The organism is Achromobacter sp. 413638 (assembly GCF_043119405.1).
Taxonomy (GTDB): Bacteria; Pseudomonadota; Gammaproteobacteria; order Burkholderiales; family Burkholderiaceae_B; genus Achromobacter.
In genome coordinates this window covers 1-23,060 of sequence record NZ_JBICCO010000019.1, presented here as the reverse complement: position 1 = coordinate 23,060, position 23,060 = coordinate 1, and the positions used below count along the sequence as shown (strand labels likewise).

Sequence of the window (23,060 nt, the reverse complement as noted above, 5' to 3'; positions counted from 1 at the left end):
TGGATTTGGGCTCTTTTAGGGCCGGTTGGCGTGTTTTTCGGATTTCAGGCTAAAATGCCAAGTTATCCGAATTTTCCGCCAGCCTGTCGTTAGATGGTGACTGGGTTGTGCGGGCGATGGGCTGGGTGCCAATTGCGGTTGCCGCAGCCTGATTCGCAAATCCGATACCCGCAAATCCGGCTACCCGCCAACCTACTACGCAGGAGAATCAACATGGCAGAACGCAAGCGCGTCCGTCGCAACACCCTGGAACGCCGTTGCCTGGGCAAGGCTTTCAAGCGCCTCTTCGTCAAGTCGCCCAAGGGCGTCTTCAAGATGCTGGAAAAGATCAAGCGCGTCTAAGCCTGACGCGAGACGCGGGGCCGACAAGGTCCGCGTCCTGATCTGAAAAAACCCGCCTGGCGCGAGCCACGCGGGTTTTTTGTCGTTTCCGCTCTGCGTCGCCAATCCGGCCAGGGGCCGGTGGTCAGGGTAAGCGCTCGCTGACGGCGCGCCGCCGGCAAGCGGGCTCGCCCGCAGCGCTTACTGCGCCGGGCCCAGCATCGGCAGGATGAAATCCATGAACGCCCGCGTCTTGGCCGGCTGGATGCTGGACGGGTAGGTGACGTAGATGGAAATCGGGTCCACCGACCAGCCCGGCAGCAGGCGCTTGAGCGAGTTGCGCTTGATGATGGGATCGAGCGCGCGGCAGTGGGGCATGCGGGTGATGGCCAGGTCCAGGCCGGCCAGCGTGCCGGCGATGCTCATGTTGTTGGCGGCCAGGTGGCCGCTGACCGGCACCATTTCGCTGATGCTGCCGTTGTGCAGCATCCAGTGCGAATGCTCGTCGTCGATGGTGGTGCGCAGGCACTGGTGCGCGCTCAGGTCCTGCGGCGTCAGCGGCTCGCCGTGGCGCTCCAGGTAGCGGTCGGACGCATACAGGTAGTTGTCCAGCCGCACCAGCTCCTGCACCACGGCGCCGCTATGGCCGCCATTGCCCTGCTCGCCCGTGGGCGGCAGGTTGTAGTCGGAGTTGCGGCCGAAGCGCAGCATGATGTCGAAGGGCGTACCCTGCGTATCCGAGGCGGTCAGCATGCTGAGGTCGAACTCGCATTCGATGTCCGGATAGCGCTCGGTGAAATCGTTGATGATCTCGGGCAGCAGCCAGATCGCCAGGCTGTAAGGCATGGACACGCGCAGGTTGCCGGACGGGCCGCCGGCCAGCGCCAGCAGCTGCTCGTGGGCCAGGCGGGCCTCGTCGATCAGGCCCTGGCAGCGGCGCATGTAGGCCGCGCCGGCCTCGGTCAGGTCCAGGCGGCGGGTGTTGCGGTTGATCAGGCGCAGCCCGATGGCCCGCTCCAGCTCGTTGATGCGGCGGGATAAGGTGGACGTGGGCATGTCCAGCGCGCGCGCGGCCAGGCTGAAACTCTTGCGCTTGGCAACTTCCACAAACAGGGCGATGTCGTTGAGCTGGACGGTCGGGGCTTCCATGGGCGTTCCGGTTTTTGCCGCCCGAGTTTACGCCACTCCGGCTGCCCGGATCGGAGAGCCCTGGTTGATCGCCGGAGATCAGACGACGTCTTGTCAATTTTGATTGCAAATTCAAATGCCGCGGCATGGGCGGGCACGCGCATATCCCCTAAACTTCAGGCGAAAACACCAACGAAGACACCAAAATCAAGACCGCAGCGGTTCCCAGACGATCGCAAAGGGGCATAGCAGGCATGGCCGACACACCACCGTTCTTTACCATTCTGACCCCAACCTACAACCGGGCGGGCACGCTGCACCGGGTGTACGAGTCGCTCTGTCAGCAGACCTTCAAGGACTTCGAATGGGTTGTGGTGGATGATGGCTCCACGGACAACACGCACGCCTCGGTGCTGGCCTGGCAGGCGCGCGCGGCGTTTCCCATCCGCTATGTCTGGCAAAACAACCAGCACAAGAAAACGGCGTTCAACCGCGGCGTGCGCGAGGCGCGCGGCGAGCTGATCGTCGGGCTGGACAGCGACGACGAAATGCCGCCGGACGCGTTGCAGATCTTCAAGTCGGTCTGGGACTCGATCCCGCCCGCGCGCCGCGACTCCTACGTGGCCGTGACCGGCCTGTGCGCCCGGCCCGATGGCTCCGTCGTCGGCGACCGCTATCCGCAGGACGTGTTCGACAGCACCGCCGTCGACGTGTATTTCCGCCACCGCATCAAGGGCGAGAAGTTCGGCTGCATGCGCACCAGCGTGCTGCGCAAGTTTCCCTTCCCCGAGGACGTGGCCGGTTTCGTGCCGGAAAGCCTGGTGTGGTGGGCGATCTCGCGCGCCGGCTATCTGAGCCGCTTCATCAACCAGGTGGTGCGGGTCTACCACGACAGCACGGACAGCCTGAGCCGCGGCACGGTCGCGGTGGGCAGCAATGCCCAGGGCCTGTACCTGCTGGCCTGGGACATGCTGCAGCACCATCTTGAATACTTCCGCTACCGGCCGCGCGAATTCATCATGGCGGCGGCGCGCTACACCCGGTTCCGCCTGCACCTGGAGCACTCCGGCGTGGCCACGGCCGTGCAAGCCTACCGCCTGACGCGGCCGCTGGGCCGGCTGATGGTGGGGCTGATGTGGCCGCTCGGTTACGCGTTGTACCGCCGCGACCGGCGCCGGGGCATCGCCTAGCGCCAGCCGTTTCCCCGGCGGCCGGCGCCGGGACCCATGCGCGCGGATGCCAGGATCGCCGCTTCAGGCCGGCGCCTGCGCCGCCGCGCCGTGCCCCAGCCCCAGATAGACCTCGACCACGCGCGGATCCTGCGCCACCTGCGCCGCCGGGCCTTCCAGCGTCACCGCGCCGGTTTCCAGCACATAGGCATAGTCCGCCACCTGCAGCGCGGCGCGCGCGTTCTGCTCGATGAGCAGGATGGACACGCCCATGTCGCGCAGGCGCGCGACGATGTGGAAGACCTCCCGCACGATGCGCGGCGCCAGGCCCAGGCTGGGTTCGTCCAGCATCAGCAGCTTGGGCTTGGCCATCAGCGCGCGGCCCACCGCCAGCATCTGCCGTTCGCCGCCGGACAGCGTGCCGGATAGCTGGCCACGCCGTTCGCGCAGGCGCGGGAACAGGTCATAGACCTCGGCCAGCGTGCCGTCGTGGTCGCGCTGGCCGCGCCGGTAGCGGTCGAAGGCGCCCAGCATCAGGTTGTCCTCCACCGTCATCTCGGAGAACAGCTCGCGCTTTTCCGGCACCAGGTTCATGCCGGCCGCGACCATTTCCTCGATTTCGGCGTGCTCGCGCGGCTTGCCGTCGAACACGATGCGTCCGCTCGAGGGCAGCACGCCCATGATGGCCGACAGCAGCGTGGTCTTGCCGGCGCCGTTGGGGCCGATCACGGTCACGATCTGGCCCTGGCCGACCGCCAGGTCCACGCCCGTGACGGCCTCGATCTTGTCGTAGGCCACGCGCAGGCCTTGTACTTCCAGCAGTTTCGCCGCCATTTATTCCACTCCGCCCAGATAGGCTTCAAGCACCGCCGGATTGTGCTGGATTTCGGCGGGCAGGCCCTCGGCGATCTTCTCGCCGAAGTCCATCACGACCACGCGGTCCACCAGGCCCATCACGAAGTCCATGTCGTGCTCGACCAGCAGGATCGCCATGCCTTCGGCGCGCAGCTTGCGCAGCAGCTCGGCCAGCTCGCGCTTTTCCTGGTAGCGCAGCCCGGCGGCCGGTTCGTCCAGCAGCAGGATGCAGGGATCCGAGGCCAGCGCCCGCGCGATCTCCAGGATGCGCTGCTGACCCAGCGCCAGCGAGCCGGCCTCGTCATGCAGGTGCCGGCCCAGGCCCACGCGCTCGACCTGGCGCGCGGCCTCGGCCAGGAGGCGCGATTCCTCGGCGCGGTCCAGCCGCCAGGCGGCCGGCATGACGCCGCGATGGCCGCGCAGGTGCGCGCCGATCGCCACGTTCTCCAGCACGCTCATGCGGCCCAGCAGGCGCACGTGCTGGAAGGTGCGCGACAGCCCCAGCCGCGCGATGCGGCGCGCGCCGGCGCCGGCCACCGGCTGGCCCAGCAGCGTGACCTGGCCGGAGGTGGGCGTGTCCACGCCGGAAATCTGGTTGAACATGGTGCTCTTGCCGGCGCCGTTGGGGCCGATCAACGCCAGGATCTCGCCCGCGCGGATCTCCAGGTTCATGGCGTTGTTGGCCACCAGCCCGCCGAACTTGCGGGTCACGTCCACCGCCTTGAGCACCACCTCGCCGCGCGGCGGCATGGGCTTGCGCGGCAGCGGCGCGGCGTCCAGGTCCAGCTTGCGCTCGACCTTGCGCACCGGCACCCAGCGCGTCAGCAAGGGCCACAGGCCGCTGCGCGCGCGGTGCAGCAGCAGCACCATGCCGAAGCCGAACACGATGACCTCGAAATTGCCGGTCTGGCCCAGCACCTTGGGCAGCAGGTCCTGCAGCCACTGCTTGAGCACGGTGAACACGCCCGCGCCCACCAGCGCGCCCCATACCTGGCCCGCGCCGCCGATGACGGTCATGAACAGGTATTCGATGCCCATCTGCAGGCCGAACGGGTTCGGATTGACGAAGCGCTGCATGTGCGCGTACAGCCAGCCCGAGGCGCAGGCCTGCAGCGCGGCGATGATGAAGATCACCATGCGCGAGCGGGCCGTGTCCACGCCCATCGACTCGGCCATGACGCGGCCGCCCTTGAGCGCGCGGATCGCGCGGCCCTCGCGCGAGTCCAGCAGATTGCGGGTGGACCAGACCGCCAGCAGCAGGAAGGCCCAGATCAGGTAGTAGATGGTCTCGCCCTGGTCCAGCGCCTTGCCGAACAGCGAGATGGCGGGAATGTCCGGAATGCCGGTATGTCCGCCCAGGCCTTCCATCGAACCAAAGGCGAAGTACAGCGACAGCCCCCAGGCGATGGTGCCCAGCGGCAGGAAATGGCCGGACAGCTTGAGCGTGATCGCGCCCAGCAGCCAGGCCACCACCAGCGTCAGCAGCAGGCCGGCCAGCAGCGTCAGCCAGGGCGAGGCGCCAAGCCAGCCCAGCCAGGACGGCAGGCTGTCGGCGCGCGTGGTCAGGATGGCCGTGGTGTAGGCGCCCAGGCCCACGAAGGCGGCCTGGCCGAAGCTGGTCAGCCCGCCCACGCCGGTCAGCAGCACCAGGCCCAGCGCCACCAGCGCGTACAGGCCGATGTAGTTCAGCAGCGTGACATAGAACGGCGGCAGGAATGGCGGCGCCAGCGCCAGCAGGGCCAGGAAGGCCAGGAGGACGAAGCGGGGATTCATTCTTCTTCCTCTTCGACGTGATGGCTCTTGAGCGAGCGCCAGAGCAGCACGGGAATGATCAGGGTGAACACGACGATTTCCTTGTAGGCGCTGGCCCAGAACGAGGAGAAAGCCTCGATCAGGCCCACCAGCACCGCGCCCGCGGCGGCCAGCGGATAGCTGACCAGTCCGCCGATGATGGCGCCGACGAAGCCTTTCAGGCTGACCATGAAGCCGGAATCGAAATACATGGTGGTGATGGGCGCGATCAGGATGCCCGACACCGTGCCGATCAACGCCGCCAGGAAGAAGGTGGCGCGGCCGGCGAACACCGGCGAGATACCCATCAGGCGCGCGCCCAGCCGGTTGAAGGCCGCCGCGCGCAGGGCCTTGCCGTACATGGAACGCTCGAAGAACTGGTACAGCACGACGATCAGCAGCGCCGACACCGCCACCACCCACAGCGCCTGGCTGTTGACGTTGACCGGTCCCAGCGTCAGCCCGGCGTCGCTGAATGGCGCGGTGCGCGCGCCCTCGGCGCCGAAGGCCAGCAGGCCCAGCCCGACCAGCGCCAGGTGCACCGCGATCGAGACGATCAGCAGCACCAGCGTGGAGGCGGCCGCGATCGGCTGATAGAAGAGGCGATACAGCTGCGGCCCCATCGGCACCACCAGCAGCAGCGTCAGCAGCGCCTGCGCCGCCATCGGCAGCTGCGCCAGCGGCAGCCGGTAGAGCAGGGCGGCCAGGATCAGGGGGTAGACCGCCTTGGCGGCGATGCGCCAGACGCGCATGCGCGCCGGCCGCTTGCGCCAGGCCAGCAGGTCACAGACGGCTTCGGCCAGCGCGAAGGCCAGCAGCAGCCACACCAGCGCCACCGGCTTGCCCGCCTGCAGCGAGGCCATGGTCAGCGCGCCGAAGGCGACGAACTCGCCTTGCGGAATGAATAGGACGCGGGTAACGGTAAACACCAGCAGGATGGACAAGGCCAGCAGCGCATAGATCGCGCCATTGGTGATGCCGTCCTGCCCGAGTATCAGGGCGATCTGAGCATTCATGCAGAATTCCGGGTAAGACAAAGCACGCAGGCACGCCACCCTCGTACCTAAAAAAATCGGTGCCCCCCATCGGGATGCCACGGAGCCGGCTTTGCCGGTCCGTCGGCATGCCCCCTTGAGGGGGAAGCGCCAAAGGCGCTTCGGGGGTGGTCTACTTCACCAGCGTCCAGTTACCGTCCTTCACGGTGATCAGCTCGCGGCCGCGATCATCGAAACCGCTGTGGTCAGCGGCCGTCATGTTGTAGACGCCCTGCGTGCCCACCAGCTCCTTGGTCTGCTCCAGCGCGTCGCGCAGCGCGTTGCGGAACTCCTTGGTGCCCGGCTTGCCGGCCTTCTCGGCCTGCGGGATGGCCTTCTCCAGCAGCAGGCCGGCGTCGTAGACGTTGGCGCCGAAGGTGGCGGGCTTGGAGCCGTTGAGCTTCTCGTAGGCGGCGATGTAGTCGGCCGCGACCTTCTTGGACGGATTGCTGTCGGGCATTTCCGGCAGCACCAGCATCAGGCTGGCGGCCAGGATCGTGCCTTCCACCTTCTTGCCGCCCAGCTTCAGGAAGTCCGGCAGCGCCGCGCCGTGGGTCTGGTAGAACTTGCCCTTGTAGCCCTGGTCGAACAGCGTCGTCTGCGGCAGCACGCTGGCCGCGCCGGGGGCGGCCACCAGCACCGCGTCGGGCTTGGCTGCCAGGATCTTCAGCGCCTGGCCGGTGACCGAGCTGTCGAAGCGCAGGTAGCGTTCGTTGGCGGTGATCTTGATGCCCTTCTCGGCGGCCAGCGCCGAGAACACCTTGTGCCAGTTTTCGCCATAGGGATCGTTCAGGCCGATGAAGCCGACGGTCTTGATGCCGGTCTTGGCCATGTGGTCGACCAGCGCGCGCGCGATGATGTCGTCGTTCTGCGTGGTCTTGAAGACCCACTTCTTCTGTTCATTCATCGGCAGCACCACGGCCGCCGTGCCCACCGGCGCCAGCATCGGCACGCCGGCCTCGGCGGCGAACTGGATCACGCCCATGGCGTTGGGCGAGCCCGAGGGGCCGATCAGCGCGTCCACGTTCTGCTCGGAGATCAGCTTCTTGAAGGCGGTGACCGAGTTGGTGGAATCGCTGGCGTCGTCCAGCGAGATGTATTCCACCGTCAGGTCGCCAATCTTCTTGGGCAGCAGCGGCACGGTGTTCTTCTGGGGGATGCCGACCAGGGCGGTGGGGCCGGTCGACGAGGACACGACGCCGACCTTGACTTGCGCCAGCGCGGGCAGGGAGAACAGCGCTGCGGCGGCGAGGGCGGCGGCCAGGGGGAGCTTCTTCGACAGCATGGCAAAACCTCCGGAGTGGGAGCAGAGTTTGTTGCGGCTGACCGTTGGGGACAGCCGGTGTTGCGGAGACTGCGGCGGGTGGCGCAGCGCCGGCGGCGGGCCGCCGGAGGACGAACGGCAAGGCAATGCACTGTAGACGCGGCGCATGCGCTTACCTATCCGTCAAAACCCGTAGCGCAACGAGCCTCAGATCGTGATCGAACTGACGCTGGCGCCGCCGCAGACGTACAGCGTCTGTCCGGTGATGAAACTGTTGGCCGGATCGGAAAAGAACATGACCGCGCGCGCCACGTCGTCCGAGCGGCCCAGGCGCTTGACCGGAATGCCGTTGGCGATCTGCTTCTCGCGCTCGCTGCCGGCCTCGATCACGTCGTAGAACATGTCGGTCTGGATGGGGCCGGGCGCGACCACGTTGACGGTGATGCCATGCGGCGCCAGCTCCAGCGCCCAGGTGCGCGCCATGCCGATCATGCCGGCCTTGGTGGCGGAATAGGCGGTGCGGGTGGGCAGGCCCAGCGCGCCGCGCGAGGACATCATCACGATGCGGCCGAAACCGCGCTCGCGCATGCCGGGCAGGGCGGCCTGCACCAGGCTGATGGCCGCGCCCAGGTGGATCTGCGTCAGTCCGTGCAGTTCCTGTTGCGTGACGTCGGGCAGCAGGTTGGGCCAGATCACGCCGGCGTTGTGGATCACGTGGCTGACCGGATGGCGCGCCACCGCCTCGGCGGCGGCCTGGGCCGTGGCCTGCTCGTCCAGCAGGTCCACCTGCATGTGGGTCAGGCGCGGATGGCTCATCTCGCCCGCGCGCCGCGCCATGGAAATCACGTCATAGCCGGCGTCCAGCATGGCGCGGCAGATCTCGGCGCCGATCCCGGCGCTGCCGCCGGTGACGATGGCTGCTTGAGGTTGGTTCATGGCGTTGTTCCTGCCTGTCATGTCGGTTGTTGATCGCGCTGTGTGTTGGCAGCGAGTTCATTCAGTCTTGAGACGCTGCGAGCGGGGGCGCGCGGAGCCGGCTTTGCCGGTCCGCAGCGCCGCCCCCTGGAGGGGGAAGCGCCGCAGGCGCTTCGGGGGTGGGTCATGCCACCATGGCCAGGACGCGCAATGGGCTGCCCGAGCCGCTGCGGATCTTCAGCGGCGCCGAGAAAATCACGGCGCCCGTGGGTGGCAGCTGGTCCAGGTTGGTCAGGCATTGCAGGCCGTAGCGGTTGTTGCCGTGCATGTAGTAGTGGCAGGGGTACGGCGGATCCAGGTGCTGGGCCTGCCCCGCGTCCGTGCCGACCGATTCGGTGCCGAAGCCGTGCACGTCGCGTTCCTTGATCAGCCAGGGCACCACGTCCGCGTCCGGGCCGGGCGAATGCGCGCCGTCTTCCTTCATGTTCAGGTACTCGGCCGGCTTGGCGCGCTTGGACCAGTCGGTGCGCATCAGCACCCAGGAGCGCGCCGGGATGCGGCCATGCTTCGCTTCCCACTGCTTGACGAAATCGATCGTCAGCAGGAAGTCGGGGTTGTCGCGCGCCTCGGCCGAACAGTCGATCACGCAGGCGCTGGCGATGAAGGCCTCCACCGGAATCGTGTCGACCGTGTTGTCGGGCTGGTCCTTGCCGGTGATCCAGTGCGCCGGCGCGTCGAAGTGCGTGCCGGTGTGCTCGGAGCAGGAGAAGTTGTTCCAGTACCAGGCCGGGCCGCGCTCGTCGTAGCGCGAGATCTCCTCGATGCGGAACGGCCAGGCCTGGCCGAATTCCGGCGGCAGCACGATGGTGGGGAATTCCGGCGTCAGCGTCTCGGTCAGGTCCACCAGCCGGATGCGGCCGGAGACCAGTTCGGTCATGAATTGGGCGAGGATGTTCTGGCTCATGCTGCGTCTCCTTGTTGTTTGCTGCTCGGTCCCGCGCGGGGCGCGAGGCGTTTAGGGGCGTGGCCGGGCGTCAGGCGCCCAGCTCGCGCTCCAGTCCCTTGGGGTTCTCGGCCATGCGGGCGCGGAATTCCTGCGCCACGTCGCCCACGTACACGTCTTCCACGCCGTCGCGCAGGGCCTTGACGATGGCGGCGGCGACGGTGGCCGGGGCCACGCGCGGTGGCGGGGTGCGCTGTTCCCACTCATGGTCCAGCGGACCGGGAAACACGTTCAGCACGCGCACGCCGGCGCCGCGCATCTCGGCGCGCAGGCACTGGGCCAGCGACAGTGCGGCCGCCTTCGAGGCGGACCACATGCCGCGCGCGGGCAGGTTCATGTGGGCGTAGATGGACAGCACGTTGACCCAGGCGGCGGCGCTGTTGACGCCGTCGGCGGCGCGCGCGCACAGGCCGGGGCCGAAGGCCTGCGCCAGGCGCATCATGCCCAGCACGTTCACGTCCAGCGCCTCGCGCGCGGTGTTGACGTCCTTGCGCTGCATCAGCCCGCCTTCGCGCTCCAGGTCGGCGGTGTTGACCAGGATCTCGACCTTGCCGCCGATGGAGGCCGCCGCGCGGTCCACCGAGTCGGTGTCGGTCACGTCCAGCGCCAGCGTCTGCACCCGGCCATCGGCCGCCAGCGCGTCGTAGGCCGGGTCGCGCCGCCAGGTCTGCGGGTCGCCCAGGAACACCATCGGGCAGCCGGCGTCCAGCAGCGCGCGCGCCACCGCCTGACCGACCGCCGACTTGCCATCGGTGACCAGGGCGCGGCGGAACTTGGGGTCGCAGGAGGTTTCGCGCAGGGTCTTGTCGTCTTCCATGTTCGGCGTGTTCCTTTCTGGCAGGGCGATCATCACGGCCTGGCCGCTGCGGTCGAGCTTGAGCGCCAGCCGCACCGGCGCGCCGTCGGCGCAATCCTGGTGCACGTGCGCCACCACCGAGGGGCCGGCGCTCATGCGCACCGTGCCCACGCGCCAGGGCAGGCGCTCGCGGAAATACAGGTCGTTGCTATGGTGCAGCGTGGTGCTGACCAGCAGCGTGCCGGACGGATCCACCGCGCGCCAGGACAGTTGTTCGGACAGGCAGCCGCCGCAGACTTCGCGCGGCGGATACTGGACCGCGCCGCAATCGGCGCAGACCTGCAATTCGAAGCGGCCCTCGGCCGCGGCGGCGGTCAGGCCCAGCGCGGCGCGGCTGCGCCAGCCGGGCGGCAGCGTGGGCTGGCGCGTGCGCGCGACCGGATCTTTCTTGGGAGGCTTGGCCAGGGGCTGGGTCATGCGTCGCTCCGCGCCAGGATGGCCGCGGCGGTGCACAGCCCGCGGTCGTAGTTGATCATGCCGAAACCGCTCACCATGCCGACGCGGGCGTCGGCCACCTGGGTGCCGCCGGCCGTGCCGGTCAGCTGGCGCAGCGCTTCGGTCAAGCCCAGGTAGCCGCCGGCGGCGCCGGCCTGGCCGACGGACAGCTGGCCGCCGTTGGTGTTGAACGGGAAGCTGCCGTCGATGGTGAAGCCGTGGCGGCGCACGAACTCCGGTCCCTCGTTCTTGGCGCAGAAACCCAGGTCTTCCAGCTGCATCAGGTTGATGACAGGGTAGTCGTCATAGGCCTGCAGGAAGTCCATGTCGGCGGGCGCGCGGCCGGCCATGCCGTACAGCTCGTCCACGTCCATGGTCCAGCCGCCGCGCGTCTGGATCGGGTCGTCGATCCAGGCGTTGTGGCGCTCGATGGTGGACAGGATGCGCGCATGGGGCAGCTTGAGCGCCCGCGCGCGCGATTCGCTCATCACCAGGAAGGCGTCGGCGCCGGCGCAGGGCATGACGCAGTCGAACAGGTGGATGGGATCGGTGATGACGCGCGCGCCCAGGTACTGTTCCAGCGTCAGCGGCTTCTTCATCAGCGCGTGCGGGTAGCGCAGCGCGTTGTCGCGCTGGGCCACGCAGAGCTTGCCGAAGTCCTCGCGGGTGGCGCCGGACTCGCGCATATAGTGCGCGGTCAGCAGCGCGAAGCTGGCGTTCGGGCCGCCGGCGCCGTAGGGATACACGGCGTCCTGGGCGAAGCGCGAGAACTGGCTGACGGTGTTGCGGAACGAGTCCACGTGATTGGTGTCGCCCGCGATGCAGGCTACGATCTCGGCGTCGCCGGCCTGCACGGCGCGCGCGGCGCGCCGCAGCGCGGCCACGCCGCTGGCGCCGCCCATGGGAATGTGGTCCAGCCAGCGCGGGCTCATGCCCAGGTGCTGGACCAGGCCCACGGCGCTGTCGGGCGCCAGCGTGAAGCTGGACACGCACAGCCCGTCCACGTCGGTCTTGGCCAGGCCGGCCTGGCGGATCAGCGCGCCGAGGGCGCGGCCCAGCCACCAGTGCGCGGCATGCGTGCTGTAGCGCTCATAGGGAATGGTGACGGGCAGCGCCGCCACCACGCCGTCATAGCCGAGGCGGCTCATCGCGCGGCTCCGGCGTGGGCTTTCTCGGGGCTCTTCTTCTTCATCGCACAGGTGTCCACGCAGTGCGCGGTGCCGGGCAGCGTGGGCGCCAGCGCTTTCATCTCGCCGCGCTGGATCTTGTTGGTGGTGGTCAGCGGCAGGCTGTCGACGAAGGCCACGTAGCCGGGCGCCTTGTAGTAGGCCAGCTGCTCCAGGCTCCATTGCACGATGGCGCGGGCGGCTTCCTGCCGGTCCGCGTCGGTAGCGAGCGGATCGGCCGGCACCACGCAGGCCAGCACTTCGTCGCCGCGCACCGCGTCCGGCACGGCGGCCACCGCCACGGCCTTGACCAGCGGGTGCTGCATCAGCACGCTTTCGACTTCCACGGCCGAGATGTTCTCGCCGCTGCGGCGGATCACGTTCTTCTTGCGGTCGACGAAGCGCAGCGCGCCGTCGGCCTCGCGGCGCACGATGTCGCCGGTGTGGAACCAGCCGCCTTCCCAGGCCTCGTCCGTCGCCGCGGCGTCCTTCAGGTAGCCGGCGAAGAAACCGTAGCGCGGATCGTCGCCGGCGTGGCGCACCAGCAGCTCGCCGGGTTCGCCCGTGGCGGCCTCGACGCCCGCGTCAGTGACGATGCGTACCTGCACGTCGTCTTCCTCGGCGCCGAAGCAGCTGCTGCCGATGTGGCGCGGCTCCTTGTTGGCGATGATGACGGCGCCCGCGCCGGTCTCGGTCATGGCCCAGGCTTCCAGCAGCGGGAAGCCGAAGCGCGCCTCGAAGGGCGCGTGCAGCTTGCGGTCCACGCCCGCGCCGAAGCCGAAGCGGATGCCCGGCTGCGCGTCCTTGGGCGAGGGCTCGGCCTTCATCAGGATGGCGGGCATCACGCCCAGGTAGTGCAGCACCGTGGCGCGCGAGTCGCGCACGCTGTCCCACCAGCTGCGCGGGTGGAAGCGGTCCAGCGGGATCAGGCAGCCGCCCGTCAGCACCATGGCCATGGCGGAATAGGCCATGGCGTTCATGTGCACCAGCGGCAGCGGGGTCAGCATGCGTTCCTGGCCGGGGCGCAGCGCGGCCAGGCCGCCTATGCGCGCGTACCAGCCGCCGGCGTGCAGGAAATAGCGGTTGGGCAGGATGCAGCCCTTGGGCCGGCCGGTGGTGCCGGACGTGTACAGCAGCGCGCATTCGCTCAACTCGCCCGGCTCGCTGCCGGCCAGCGGCGCGGCAAAGGGCGCGGCGGGCGGCGCGTCGTCAGGACCCATCACGCGCAGCTCGCGGCCGGCGCGCGCGGCGGCGGCCTGCAAGTCAGCGTGGCGGCCGGGCAGGGCCACGGCCAGCGCGATTTCGGAATGACCGGTCAGGTATTCGAGTTCGGCGGCGCGCAGGTCGGGATTGACGGGCACCACCGACACGCCCAGCGCGTTGAGCGCGAACCAGTGCAGGAAGAATGCGGGGCGGTTTTCAAGCAGCAGGCCGGCGCGGTGGCCGTGGCCATAGCCGGCGCGCGCATAGGCGGCGCGCAGCGTCTCGATGGCCTCGGCGGCCGCGCCGTAGGCCAGCTCGCCGGCGGCGATGCCGTAGGCCTCGGCCGTTTCGGGCAGGATGCACAGGAAAGGCTGGGCGCCGTGGCGGGCCGCGCTGTCGCGGAAGGCTTGATGGACTGTCGCGCTCACGACCGGCTCCTACATGAACAATTGGATGTTGCCGAAGGCGGCGTCGCAGTTCACCAGGTCGACGCGTTTCAGGCGGATGCGCAGCGCGCCGTCCTGTTCGACCAGGTGATGCGTGGCCCAGCCGGCATACAGGGTCTGCGCGTCCTGGCGCGTCTCGACGTAGTGGAAGGCGGTGCGCACCACGTGGCGGCCTTCGGCCGGCGCGGATTCGGGATGGCCGTGCTCGACGGTTGGCGCCTGCAGCAGATGGTGGCAGCGGCTCTTGGGTTGCTGCGAGAAGGTGCGCTGGCCGGCCAGCCGCTCGACGCGCACGCGCAGCAGCAGCTTGTCCTCATACATCAGCGAGGCGTGCAGCTTGGCGTCGGTCTGGCCGTGGGCCAGCGGCATCCAGTAATGGCCGTCCTCGGTGTACAGGTCCAGCCAGTACTCGAAGCGCAGCTCATCGAGCATGCGCGCCTCGGCGTAGACGAAATCGATCAGTTCGCGGTCGCTGACGGCCATTCAAGCCTCCTGTCCGGTCATGTAGCGGCCCCATGCGCGGTACTGGTTGCGCATCTGCCATTCGTTGGTGCCGTTGGTGACGACGTTTTTCCGGCCCAGTTCGTCGGGCGAGTAGAGGCGGCCGACGTTGACCCATTCGCGGGCGCGCGATTGCAGCCCGTCCTGGGCGCGCTCGTACATTTCCAGGTCATCGTGTCCGACCACGGAGGTGGGCGCGTTGATGAGCCGGTTGTACATCAGCGTGCGTTCCAGCAGCAGGTCGGGCGCGCCGACCAGGCGGAAGGTCCAGGACTCGACCAGCGTGCGGTCGGCGGCGATGGGCTTGAAGACGCGCAGCGTCTGGATCGGACCCTTCACCATGATGTTGGGGAAATAGACGGTGTTGTGGCGCACATCGCCCAGGATCTGCTTGGCGCGTTCCTCGCCATAGGCCGCCGTCATGGCTTCCCAGTAGCCGGGCACGCCGGAGTAGGCGGCGTGGATCGAGTCGGCCACGCCGGTGTGGCCATGGCCGTTTTCCCATACGCGGATGCCCATGTTCTCGAAGAACTCATAGGGCGAGATGAAGGGCGCGAACAGCTCCACCGCCATGGGCTTGGGCGTGCCGGCGGGCGCCTGCTCCCAGACCTTGACGGCGGTGCCGGCCGAGGACTCGTGCGCGACCATGGGGTGACAGGTGTCCGTCTGGTTGTCGACCAGCATCTTCCAGTTGCAGCGGTGCATGTAGCGCATCACGCCGCCGGCGACCTCCAGTCGGCCCTCGGGCGAGCGGTCGGCCATGTTGTCCAGCGTGGTCAGCGATTCGCCGAAGAAGTCCTCGAAGGACTGACCCTCGGGATTCAGGCGGCAGAACACGAAGCCTCGGTGGTTGCGCACGTCCTTGACGGCGGCCATGCCCTGGCTGGCCTCGCACTGATCCAGGCCAGTGTTCTCGTAGCCTTTCTTCAGCGGGATGGACAGCAGGCTGCCGTCGGTCTTGAAGGTCCAGGCGTGATAGGGGCAGCGGAAGAACTTGCCGGTATTGCCGCAGGCCTCGCCGGCCACCATGGTGCCCTTGTGCGGGCAGCGGTTGTGCAGCACCCGCACCGAGCGGTCGCCGTGGCGCACCATGACCACGGGCTGATTGCCGACGGTGGTGGTGATGTAGTCGCCGGGATTGGGCACCTGGCTGTCGTGGCCGACATAGACCCAGGTGTTGGCATACAGCCGTTCCATCTCCAGTTCGAACAGCTCCTGGTCGATGAACAGGTCACGGTGCACCTCGGTCTCGCGCAGCAGGGCGCGGATGGCGTCGGGGTTGTCGCGGTATTTGGCCATGTCGGTTCGCTTCCTTGGTTGGGGCGGCGGCTGGGTGTTCCTAGAGATCCAGCACCAGGCGCGCGGACTTGGCGCGCGAGATGCAGATCTGGATGATCTTGCCGCTGGCCTTCTCGGTGTCCGAGAGGTAGTAGTCGCGGTGGTCGGGCTCGCCTTCCAGCACGGTGGCCTGGCAGACGCCGCACTCGCCGCGCTTGCAGTCGTACATGGGATCGCAGCCTTCCTCTTCCATGACGTCGACGATGGTCTTGTCGGCGGGAATGGTCAGCACGCGGCCGGACTGGCGCAGCTCGACCTCGAAGGGCTGGTCGCCCGCCTGCGGCGCGGCCGTGGCGAACAGCTCGAAATGCACGTGGGCGTCGGGCCAGTGGCGGGCCTTGGCGCCGGCGATGACGGCGTCGATCAGCCCCTTGGGGCCGCAGACGTACAGGTGCTGGCGCGGCGAGGCGGCGTCCAGCAGCGCCTGCAGGTCGAAGCGGCTGGCGGGATCGTCGTCGCCGTGCAGCGACAGGCTGTCGCCGGCCAGCGCCTGCAGCTCGGGCACGAAGGCCAACTGGTCCTTGCTGCGGCCGCAGTAATGCAGGTGGAAGGCGCGGCCGGCGGCCCGCAGCGCGGCGGCCATCGAGGCCACCGGCGTGATGCCGATGCCGCCGGCGATCAGCAGCACCGGATCGTCGCCGGCCGGCGCTTCGTGCAGCGGAAAGTCGTTGCGCGGGCCCTCGGCGGCCAGCGTGTCGCCCTCGACCAGCGCGTGCATGTGGCGCGAGCCGCCCTGGCTGTCTTCCTCCAGGCGCACGCCCAGGCGGTATTCGCCGGGCGCGGCGAAACAGCCGGCGTCCGGCGTCAGCTGCACCAGCGAATAGCTGCGCGGCTCGCGCAGGCCGGGGACGGAGATCTTCAGGTGCGCGCCCGGACCGAAGGCGGGCAGCGCGCCGCCGTCCTCGCGCGCCAGGCGGAAGGAACGGATCAGCGGCGATTCCTGCCGGACTTCGCGGACGATGAGTTTCAGGGTTTGCACGGCGCTTGCCTCTTGTCTTGCAATGTATGCGCGGGTGTGGGGCCTTCGGGATGCCGCGGATCCGGCTTCGCCGGTCCGCAGGCATGCCCCCTGGAGGGGGAAGCGCGTAGCGCTTCGGGGGTGGGTCTATTCATTTCAGGGCCGTTTCGCGCAGCGCGCGCAGGCTGGCGGCCGCGTCGGGGCGGCCGGCCAGTTTCTCGGCGGCCGCGAGCAGCTGGCGGTATTTGCCGCCGCCGCGCACGTGGGTGTCGCTGTAGCCCTTCACCAGGCGACGGCAGTTGACCGTTTCCACGGCCAGCGCATAGTCCTGCGGCGCGAGCCGCGCGACCAGATCCAGCCATTGCTCCAGGCCGGCCTTCTCGATCTGGTGGCGCAGCGTGGCGCGGCGGAAGCGTCGCATGCCGGCCAGCGCGTACAGCATCAGGAAGCCGCCCAGCGTGCCGCTGCGCATGCGGCGGCCCTTGCCCAGGCGGCGCTCGACGAAGCCGCCGAAGGCCTTGGAGTTTTCCAGCCAGCGGCCCAGCCCGGCGGGCAGGGTGCCGCAGATTTCCTCCAGGCGCGGGTGCATGAATTCGGTGGTGTAGACCAGCTGGTCCGGGCGCGCGCCGACTTCCTGGCGCACGCGTTCGAAGCGCGTGGCGCGGGTCTTCAGGTCGGCCACGCGGATCACGTCGTCGTAGGCCATGGCCGTGGCCAGGTAGCGGGCGGCGGCGCAGGTCAGTTCCCATTGCCGCGCCTCGCCGCCGTGGCGCGCGTCCAGGTCGCGCAGCGCCTTCATGCGCTCCAGGTATTCGCGGGCATAGGCCAGGTCCTGGAACTCGAGCTGACGGCGCACGCCGGCCGTCAGCATGGGCTGGGCACAGGCGGGGAAGTCGCGCCGGATCATGTCCAGCAGCGGCTGGGTGCGCGCGTTGGCGGCCTGTTCCGGCGCGGCCGGCACGGGACGCGACAGGTCGATGGGCGCGGGCTGCTCGGGTGCCTGGGCGGCGGCGTCGAAGCCCAGCGCGAAGGCGCGCAGGCTGGCGTCCACGCCCAGGCCGGCGCGGCGCACGGTGGCCTCGAAATCATCGCGCGAGAAGGGCAAGGCGCCGCTGCCGGCGACCGCGCCGAACAGGCTGGCGCTGATGACGCTGCCGGCGCGGTCGGCCAGGTCCTGCAGGTCGAAGCACATGAAGCGCTTGGCGGCGGCGCGGCCGGCCTCCAGCACCTTGTTCGGATCGGCGATGCCGTTGCCGGGCGCGGATTTCTCGCTGACCGCGTAGCTGCGGTGCGAGGACGTGATCAGCACGCTGCGGTCGGGCGTGACCAGGCCGCGCTGGATGGCGCGGCCGCCTTCCATCAGTTCGGCCGCCACCACCAGGTCCACGTCGCCCGGCGTGGGCATCAGCGCCAGCGCGGGCGCGCGGCCGGCGCGTTCGACGTCGGCCTCGGGCAGCAGTTCCAGGTAATAGATGGTGGCGCCGGTGCGCTGGGCCACGCCCGGCACCGAGGTGGTCTGCGCCCACCAGCCGGCGTGCTCGGCCATGTCGACGATCCAGTCGGCGAGCACGCCGCCGCCCTGGCCGCCCATGGCCAGGACGGCGATCTTGATCGGCGAGGCGGCGCGCGGGGCGGCGGAAGTGTTGATGCTGCTGTCCATGTCCGAGCCTCAGAGTGCGAGTTGCGCCAGGCGCGCCGCGCGGCGGCGCTGCAGGAAACCGATCACCGCCCCGCGCACGCGGGCCAGGAACCTGTCGCCGCCGGTGGGGTTGTGGACGATGTCGGCGCGATAGAACGAGGGGCACAGCACGGCGGCATGGGCCACTTCACCGCAGTTGCCGCAGCCCACGCAGCTGCTTTCCACGTGCGCGACCGGGTCTTCCTTTAGCGGATCGCCGCTGTCCTTGACGGTCAGCGAGGGGCAGCCGGACAGCCGGATACAGGCGTGGTCGCCGGTGCAGACGTCGGGGTCGACGCCGAAGCGTTCCTTGACCGCGCGCTTGCCTTCCTTGACCGCCTTGTTGAACAGCGGCTTGATGCGGCGCTGCTTGTTCAGCATGCACTCGGACTGCGCGATGATGACCTTGGGGCCCTTGACGTCGGTGGTGAGCGCTTCCTCGATGGTGGCGCGCACCTTGGCCACGTCGTAGGTGCGATCCAGCGTGCGCACCCATTGCACGCCCACGCCGCGCACGGCGCGGTCGATGGGGTTGTTGGTGGAGCGGTCGGGGTTCTCGGCGCGCGAGGACAGGATGTCCTGGCCGCCGGTGGCCGACGCGTAGTAGTTGTCGACGATGACGATGACGCCGTCGTACTTGTTGAACACGGCGTTGCCGATGCCCGAGGACAGACCGTTGTGCCAGAAGCCGCCGTCGCCCATGATGGAGATCGGGCGCTTGGCCGCCGGCACGTTGAAGGCCGCGGCGCTGGACGCGCCCAGGCCGTAGCCCATGGTGGTGGCGCCCAGGTTGAAGGGCGGCAGGATCGAGAACAGGTGGCAGCCGATGTCGCAGGAAATATGGTGCTGGCCCAGCGTTTCCTGCGCCAGCGTCAGCGCCGAGAAGATCGGGCGCTCGGGGCAGCCGGTACAGAAGCCGGCCGGGCGCGGCGGCACCACCGCCGCCAGCCCCTCGACATGCTTGTGGAAGGTGATGGGCTGCTCGACGGGCCTGGCGGGCCGCGCGCGCGCGATCTCGACGATCTCGGGCTGGGCGGCGCTGGCGGCGGCTGCGTCGGCGGCCACGGCCGGATGCGTCTGCAGCGATTCGGGGCGGTTGCGGCGCAGGAATTCGCGCAGGCCCTCGCGCATGACCTGGGTGGTGTACTCGCCGGCCATGGGCAGCACGTCCTTGCCCGAGAGCTGCGTGGCGATGCCGGCCTTGCGCAGCACCGCGTGCAGGTTCTGCTCGATGTAGTCGGGCTGGCCTTCCTCCAGCAGCAGCACGGCGCGCTTGTCGCGGCAGAAGTCGATGACCTCGTCCTCGATGACGGGGTAGGTCACGTTCATGACGTACAGCGGGATGCGGCTGTTGCCGAAGTGGTCGGCCAGGCCCAGCAGCTGCAACGCGCGGATGACGCCGTTGTACAGGCCGCCCTGCAGGATCAGGCCGATGTCGGACTGGTCGCCGTCGAAATGCTCGTTGAGCTTGTGTTCCTTGATATAGCGGATGGCGGCGGGCCAGCGGTCCTTGATCTTTTCCTGCTCGTGCAGGAAGGACGCGGGCGGCAGCACGATGCGGCTGGTGTCGCGCGCCGGGCTTTCCAGCGCCTGCGCCAGGCTGAAGGCGGGGCGCTTGTTTTCCTTGGCGATGAAGCGGCCGTGCACGTGGCAGCCGCGGATGCGCAATTGCAGCATCACCGGCGTCTTGCTGGCCTCGGACAGCGAAAAGCCGTCTTCCACCGCCTTGACCATGCTTTCCAGATTGGGGCGCGGGTCCAGCAGCCAGATCTGCGATTTCATGGCGAACGCGTGCGAGCGTTCCTGCATGATGGACGAGCCTTCGCCGTAGTCCTCGCCCACGATCACCAGCGCGCCGCCGGTGACGCCGCCGGATGCCAGGTTGGCCAGCGCGTCCGAGGCGACGTTGGTGCCGACCGTGGATTTCCAGGTGACGGCGCCACGGATCGGATACATGACCGAGGCCGCCAGCGTGGCGGCGGCGGTGGCTTCCGAGGCGCTGGCCTCGAAGTGCACGCCGAGTTCCTGCAGGATCTCGTTGGCGTCGGCCAGCACGTCCATCAGGTGCGAGATGGGCGAACCCTGGTAGCCGGCCACATAGCCCACGCCGGACTGCAGCAGGGCCTTGGTGACCGCGAGGATGCCCTCGCCGCGGAACTCTTCGCCCGCGCCGATGCGCAATTGCTGGACTTCTTTTTTGAAGGACCTTTCAGCCATCTCGAACCCCTAGTCGCGGACCGCTGCGCGGGTCCTTGCGCCTTGCTGCTCCGCAACATCGAATGGTCGCGGATCCATGTTCTAAAAAATACTTTAGAAGTCAACTTTTTAGCTGTCAACAAAAAAGATGAAATTTCATGGAATCAAAAAAATATCACGCTAAAACAAGGGTGTATATACTGGCTATCCTTTAGGTGTTGACCCGCCAATCCGCCCCGATACTGTGCAAAAACGGGTTGCGATTCCGGGTATACCCTGTGCTGCGCAACAGCATTGCGGCACATCATGGCGCGGCCGCGCATCGCCGTGGTGCAATGCGCGTGCCGATGGTCCGCGGCAAGCATGCGGGACGGGCATGACAATCTCGAACAACCGGGCGCGGGAGCGTACAGACATGGCGTGGCAGAAGCAGAAGAGCATTCAGGCCGGCGCCGGCGGCGGGCGTTTCGTCGACGGTTATCTGGCCTATCTGCTGGCGCAGGCCAGCCAGCGCATTTCCGCCGAGTTCCATCTGCAGGTGCGCGCTGCCGGCCTGTCGGTCACGGAATGGCGGGTGCTGGCCAGCCTGGAAGGCAGCGCCGGCGAAACCATCGGCACGCTGGCCGTGCTGGCCATCACCAAGCAGCCCACGCTGAGCAAGGTGGTGCAACGCATGGAGGCTGACGGCCTGGTCGAGCGCACCGGCGTGCGCGCCGACCGGCGCCAGACGCGCGTGTGCATCACCACCAAGGGCCGCAATCTGATCGCGGGCCTTTGCGAACAGGCCTTGCAGCATCAGAAGGCCGTGCTGGCGCCGTTCGGCGAAGAGCGGGCGACGTTGCTGATAGAGATGCTGGAAGTGTTGATGACCGAGCACGTGCCGCTGGAGATGGCGACGGCCGAAACGGACGAGGATTGAGCGTCCGGATGCCGGCCGAGTTCCGCTTTCCGGGAATGTCGCGCATCGCGTGTTTGATCGAACGCTGTTCGCTTCAATTATTTTGTTACGAGCATATGCGTCCCTGTTTTGTTCCTCTCTCTGAAAACCGCCTCCGGTACGCATAAACCCTGAATTGACGCGGGTTCCGGCGCTAGGCAATATCGCGCCGGTATTTTCAGACTACAGTCAGGAGTTGAACCTATGCGCCGCACTTTGATTGCTATCGCGATCGCCGCCGCCGTGGCCGTGCCCTCGATCGGACAGGCCAAGACTTTCCGCTGGGCCGCCCAGGGCGACATCCTCACCTTCGACCCGCACTCGCAGAACGAAGGCATGACCATCGCCGCCAACAGCTATGTGTACGAACCGCTGGTGGACTACGACAAGTCCTTCAAGGTGGTGCCGCGCCTGGCCACGGAGTGGGAGCAGGTCTCGCCCACGCTGTACCGCTTCAAGCTGCGCCCCGGCGTCAAGTTCCACGACGGCGCGGCCTTCACCGCCGACGACGCGGTGTTCTCGATCCACCGCGCCATGGCGCCGACCTCGAACTACAAGGCCTACACGACCGGCATCAAGGAAGCGCGCAAGATCGACGACCTGACCCTCGAGGTCGAAACGTCGGCGCCGAACCCGGTGCTGCTGCGCCAGCTGACCAACGTGTTCATCATGAACAAGGCCTGGGCGGAAAAGCACAACATCGCCAAGCCGCAGGATTACGTCAACAAGGAAGAGACCTACGGCGCCCGCAACACCAACGGCACCGGCCCCTACAAGCTGAAGACGCGCGAAGTCGACGTGCGCACCGTGTTCGAAGAGAACAAGGACTGGTGGAACAAGGCCGGCAAGGTCGGCAACGTGACCGAGGTGGTGTTCACCCCGATCAAGCAGAACGCCACCCGCACCGCGGCCCTGCTGTCCGGCGAGATCGACTTCGTGCTGGACCCGGCCGCCCAGGACCTGGACCGCCTGCGCCAGTCGGCCAAGGTGGTCGAGGGCAACGAATACCGCACCATCTACCTGGGCCTGGACCAGAAGCGTCCCGAGCTGCAGTACTCGAACATCAAGGGCAAGAACCCGTTCCAGGACATCCGCGTGCGCGAGGCGCTGTACCGCGCCATCGACGTGGACGCCATCAAGCGCGCCGTGATGCGCGGCCTGTCGGCGCCCACCGGCACCATGATCGCGCCGCAGGTGCACGGCTGGGCCGAATCGGTCCACAAGCGCGTGCCCTACGATCCCGAGAAGTCGCGCGCCCTGCTGAAGGAAGCCGGCTATGACGGCACGCTGAACTTCACGCTGGACTGCCCGAACAATCGCTACATCAACGACGAGGCGATCTGTCAGGCGGTGGTGGGCATGTGGGCCAAGGTCGGCGTGAAGGCCACGCTGAACGCGATGCCGCGCTCGACCTACTTCCCCAAGGTGCAGTCGTTCGACACCAGCGCCTATCTGTTCGGCTGGGGCGTGCCGACCTTCGACGCCATGTACACGCTGCAGAACCTGATCCGCACCAAGGGCGAGGGCGCGGACGGCATGTACAACCTGGGCAACTACAGCAACAAGGAGCTTGACGCCGTCATCGACAGCATCAAGACCCAGACCGACGCCGCCAAGCGCGACGCCGACATCATCAAGGTGCTGGAAGGCCACGCCAAGGACTTCGGTCACATCCCCCTGCATGACCAGGTCATTCCCTGGGCCATGCGCAAGAACGTCACCGTCATCCATCGCGCCGACAACCGTCTGGTCGCCGATTGGGTCAAGGTCGACTGATTCAGGCCAACCCGCAGGGGGGGGGGGGGGGGGGGGGGGGGGGGGGGGGGGGGGGGGGGGGGGGGGGGGGGGGGGGGGGGGGGCGGGGGC

At 68.2% G+C, this 23,060-nt stretch carries 19 protein-coding genes; 4 read left to right on the top strand and 15 right to left on the bottom strand.

Translation table 11 applies throughout. The features are described from left to right. Window positions 1–213 precede the first annotated feature (213 nt). The gene (locus ACEU5R_RS10295; RefSeq protein ID WP_006226408.1) at window positions 214–342 is read left to right on the top strand and encodes a hypothetical protein; all 129 of its coding nucleotides are present in this window, start codon (window positions 214–216) and stop codon (window positions 340–342) included. A gap of 180 nt (window positions 343–522) precedes the next feature. On the opposite strand, the gene ACEU5R_RS10290 is transcribed toward ACEU5R_RS10295, so the two are convergent. Continuing rightward, on the bottom strand, window positions 523–1,470 hold the full coding sequence (locus ACEU5R_RS10290; RefSeq protein ID WP_103272630.1) for a LysR family transcriptional regulator: 948 nt from the start codon (window positions 1,468–1,470) through the stop codon (window positions 523–525). A 233-nt stretch (window positions 1,471–1,703) separates the two neighbouring features. Between ACEU5R_RS10290 and ACEU5R_RS10285 the strand changes: the two genes are divergently transcribed. Then, window positions 1,704–2,639, top strand: a complete 936-nt coding sequence (locus tag ACEU5R_RS10285; RefSeq protein WP_103272631.1) for a glycosyltransferase family A protein — start codon at window positions 1,704–1,706, stop codon at window positions 2,637–2,639. Window positions 2,640–2,702: 63 nt separating this feature from the next. Here the strand turns inward: ACEU5R_RS10285 and ACEU5R_RS10280 are convergent, their stop codons facing one another. The 14 genes from ACEU5R_RS10280 to ACEU5R_RS10215 form a co-directional block, all read right to left on the bottom strand. After that, a complete protein-coding gene (locus tag ACEU5R_RS10280; protein WP_103272632.1) occupies window positions 2,703–3,452 on the bottom strand; it encodes an ABC transporter ATP-binding protein in 750 nt (249 codons plus the stop codon). After that, window positions 3,453–5,246: an ATP-binding cassette domain-containing protein gene (locus ACEU5R_RS10275; RefSeq protein ID WP_392410068.1), complete on the bottom strand. Its 1,794-nt coding sequence runs from the start codon at window positions 5,244–5,246 to the stop codon at window positions 3,453–3,455. After that, window positions 5,243–6,280 (bottom strand): branched-chain amino acid ABC transporter permease, encoded by a 1,038-nt coding sequence (locus ACEU5R_RS10270; RefSeq protein ID WP_103272634.1) that lies wholly within the window; start codon window positions 6,278–6,280, stop codon window positions 5,243–5,245. The genes ACEU5R_RS10275 and ACEU5R_RS10270 overlap by 4 nt, the downstream gene beginning before the upstream one ends. Window positions 6,281–6,431: 151 nt before the next feature. Further along, a complete protein-coding gene (locus ACEU5R_RS10265) occupies window positions 6,432–7,583 on the bottom strand; it encodes an ABC transporter substrate-binding protein (RefSeq protein ID WP_392410067.1) in 1,152 nt (383 codons plus the stop codon). 186 nt (window positions 7,584–7,769) lie between these two features. Next, entirely contained in the window at window positions 7,770–8,498 is a 729-nt protein-coding gene (locus tag ACEU5R_RS10260) for an SDR family NAD(P)-dependent oxidoreductase (protein WP_103272636.1), read from the bottom strand. 163 nt (window positions 8,499–8,661) lie between these two features. After that, window positions 8,662–9,441, bottom strand: coding sequence for a cyclase family protein (locus tag ACEU5R_RS10255; RefSeq protein ID WP_392410066.1), 780 nt, complete (start codon window positions 9,439–9,441; stop codon window positions 8,662–8,664). Window positions 9,442–9,511: 70 nt separating this feature from the next. Next, entirely contained in the window at window positions 9,512–10,753 is a 1,242-nt protein-coding gene (locus ACEU5R_RS10250) for an SDR family NAD(P)-dependent oxidoreductase (protein ID WP_392410065.1), read from the bottom strand. Beyond that, window positions 10,750–11,919: a thiolase family protein gene (locus tag ACEU5R_RS10245; RefSeq protein WP_392410064.1), complete on the bottom strand. Its 1,170-nt coding sequence runs from the start codon at window positions 11,917–11,919 to the stop codon at window positions 10,750–10,752. The genes ACEU5R_RS10250 and ACEU5R_RS10245 overlap by 4 nt, the downstream gene beginning before the upstream one ends. Continuing rightward, the gene (locus tag ACEU5R_RS10240; protein ID WP_392410063.1) at window positions 11,916–13,568 is read right to left on the bottom strand and encodes an AMP-binding protein; all 1,653 of its coding nucleotides are present in this window, start codon (window positions 13,566–13,568) and stop codon (window positions 11,916–11,918) included. The genes ACEU5R_RS10245 and ACEU5R_RS10240 overlap by 4 nt, the downstream gene beginning before the upstream one ends. Window positions 13,569–13,577: 9 nt before the next feature. Continuing rightward, a complete protein-coding gene (locus ACEU5R_RS10235) occupies window positions 13,578–14,069 on the bottom strand; it encodes an aromatic-ring-hydroxylating dioxygenase subunit beta (RefSeq protein WP_392410062.1) in 492 nt (163 codons plus the stop codon). Next, window positions 14,070–15,386, bottom strand: coding sequence for an aromatic ring-hydroxylating dioxygenase subunit alpha (locus ACEU5R_RS10230; RefSeq protein WP_392410061.1), 1,317 nt, complete (start codon window positions 15,384–15,386; stop codon window positions 14,070–14,072). Between the two features lie 40 nt (window positions 15,387–15,426). Beyond that, window positions 15,427–16,404: a PDR/VanB family oxidoreductase gene (locus ACEU5R_RS10225; RefSeq protein WP_392410060.1), complete on the bottom strand. Its 978-nt coding sequence runs from the start codon at window positions 16,402–16,404 to the stop codon at window positions 15,427–15,429. A gap of 130 nt (window positions 16,405–16,534) precedes the next feature. Beyond that, the gene (locus ACEU5R_RS10220; RefSeq protein ID WP_392410059.1) at window positions 16,535–18,043 is read right to left on the bottom strand and encodes an indolepyruvate oxidoreductase subunit beta family protein; all 1,509 of its coding nucleotides are present in this window, start codon (window positions 18,041–18,043) and stop codon (window positions 16,535–16,537) included. A 9-nt stretch (window positions 18,044–18,052) separates the two neighbouring features. Further along, window positions 18,053–20,278: a thiamine pyrophosphate-dependent enzyme gene (locus tag ACEU5R_RS10215; RefSeq protein WP_392410058.1), complete on the bottom strand. Its 2,226-nt coding sequence runs from the start codon at window positions 20,276–20,278 to the stop codon at window positions 18,053–18,055. A gap of 394 nt (window positions 20,279–20,672) precedes the next feature. On the opposite strand from ACEU5R_RS10215, the gene ACEU5R_RS10210 reads away from it, so the two are divergent. Both ACEU5R_RS10210 and ACEU5R_RS10205 read left to right on the top strand, forming a co-directional pair. Beyond that, window positions 20,673–21,176, top strand: coding sequence for a MarR family winged helix-turn-helix transcriptional regulator (locus ACEU5R_RS10210; RefSeq protein WP_103272646.1), 504 nt, complete (start codon window positions 20,673–20,675; stop codon window positions 21,174–21,176). Between the two features lie 222 nt (window positions 21,177–21,398). Further along, window positions 21,399–22,970 (top strand): ABC transporter substrate-binding protein, encoded by a 1,572-nt coding sequence (locus ACEU5R_RS10205; RefSeq protein ID WP_103272647.1) that lies wholly within the window; start codon window positions 21,399–21,401, stop codon window positions 22,968–22,970. Window positions 22,971–23,060: the final 90 nt, after the last annotated feature.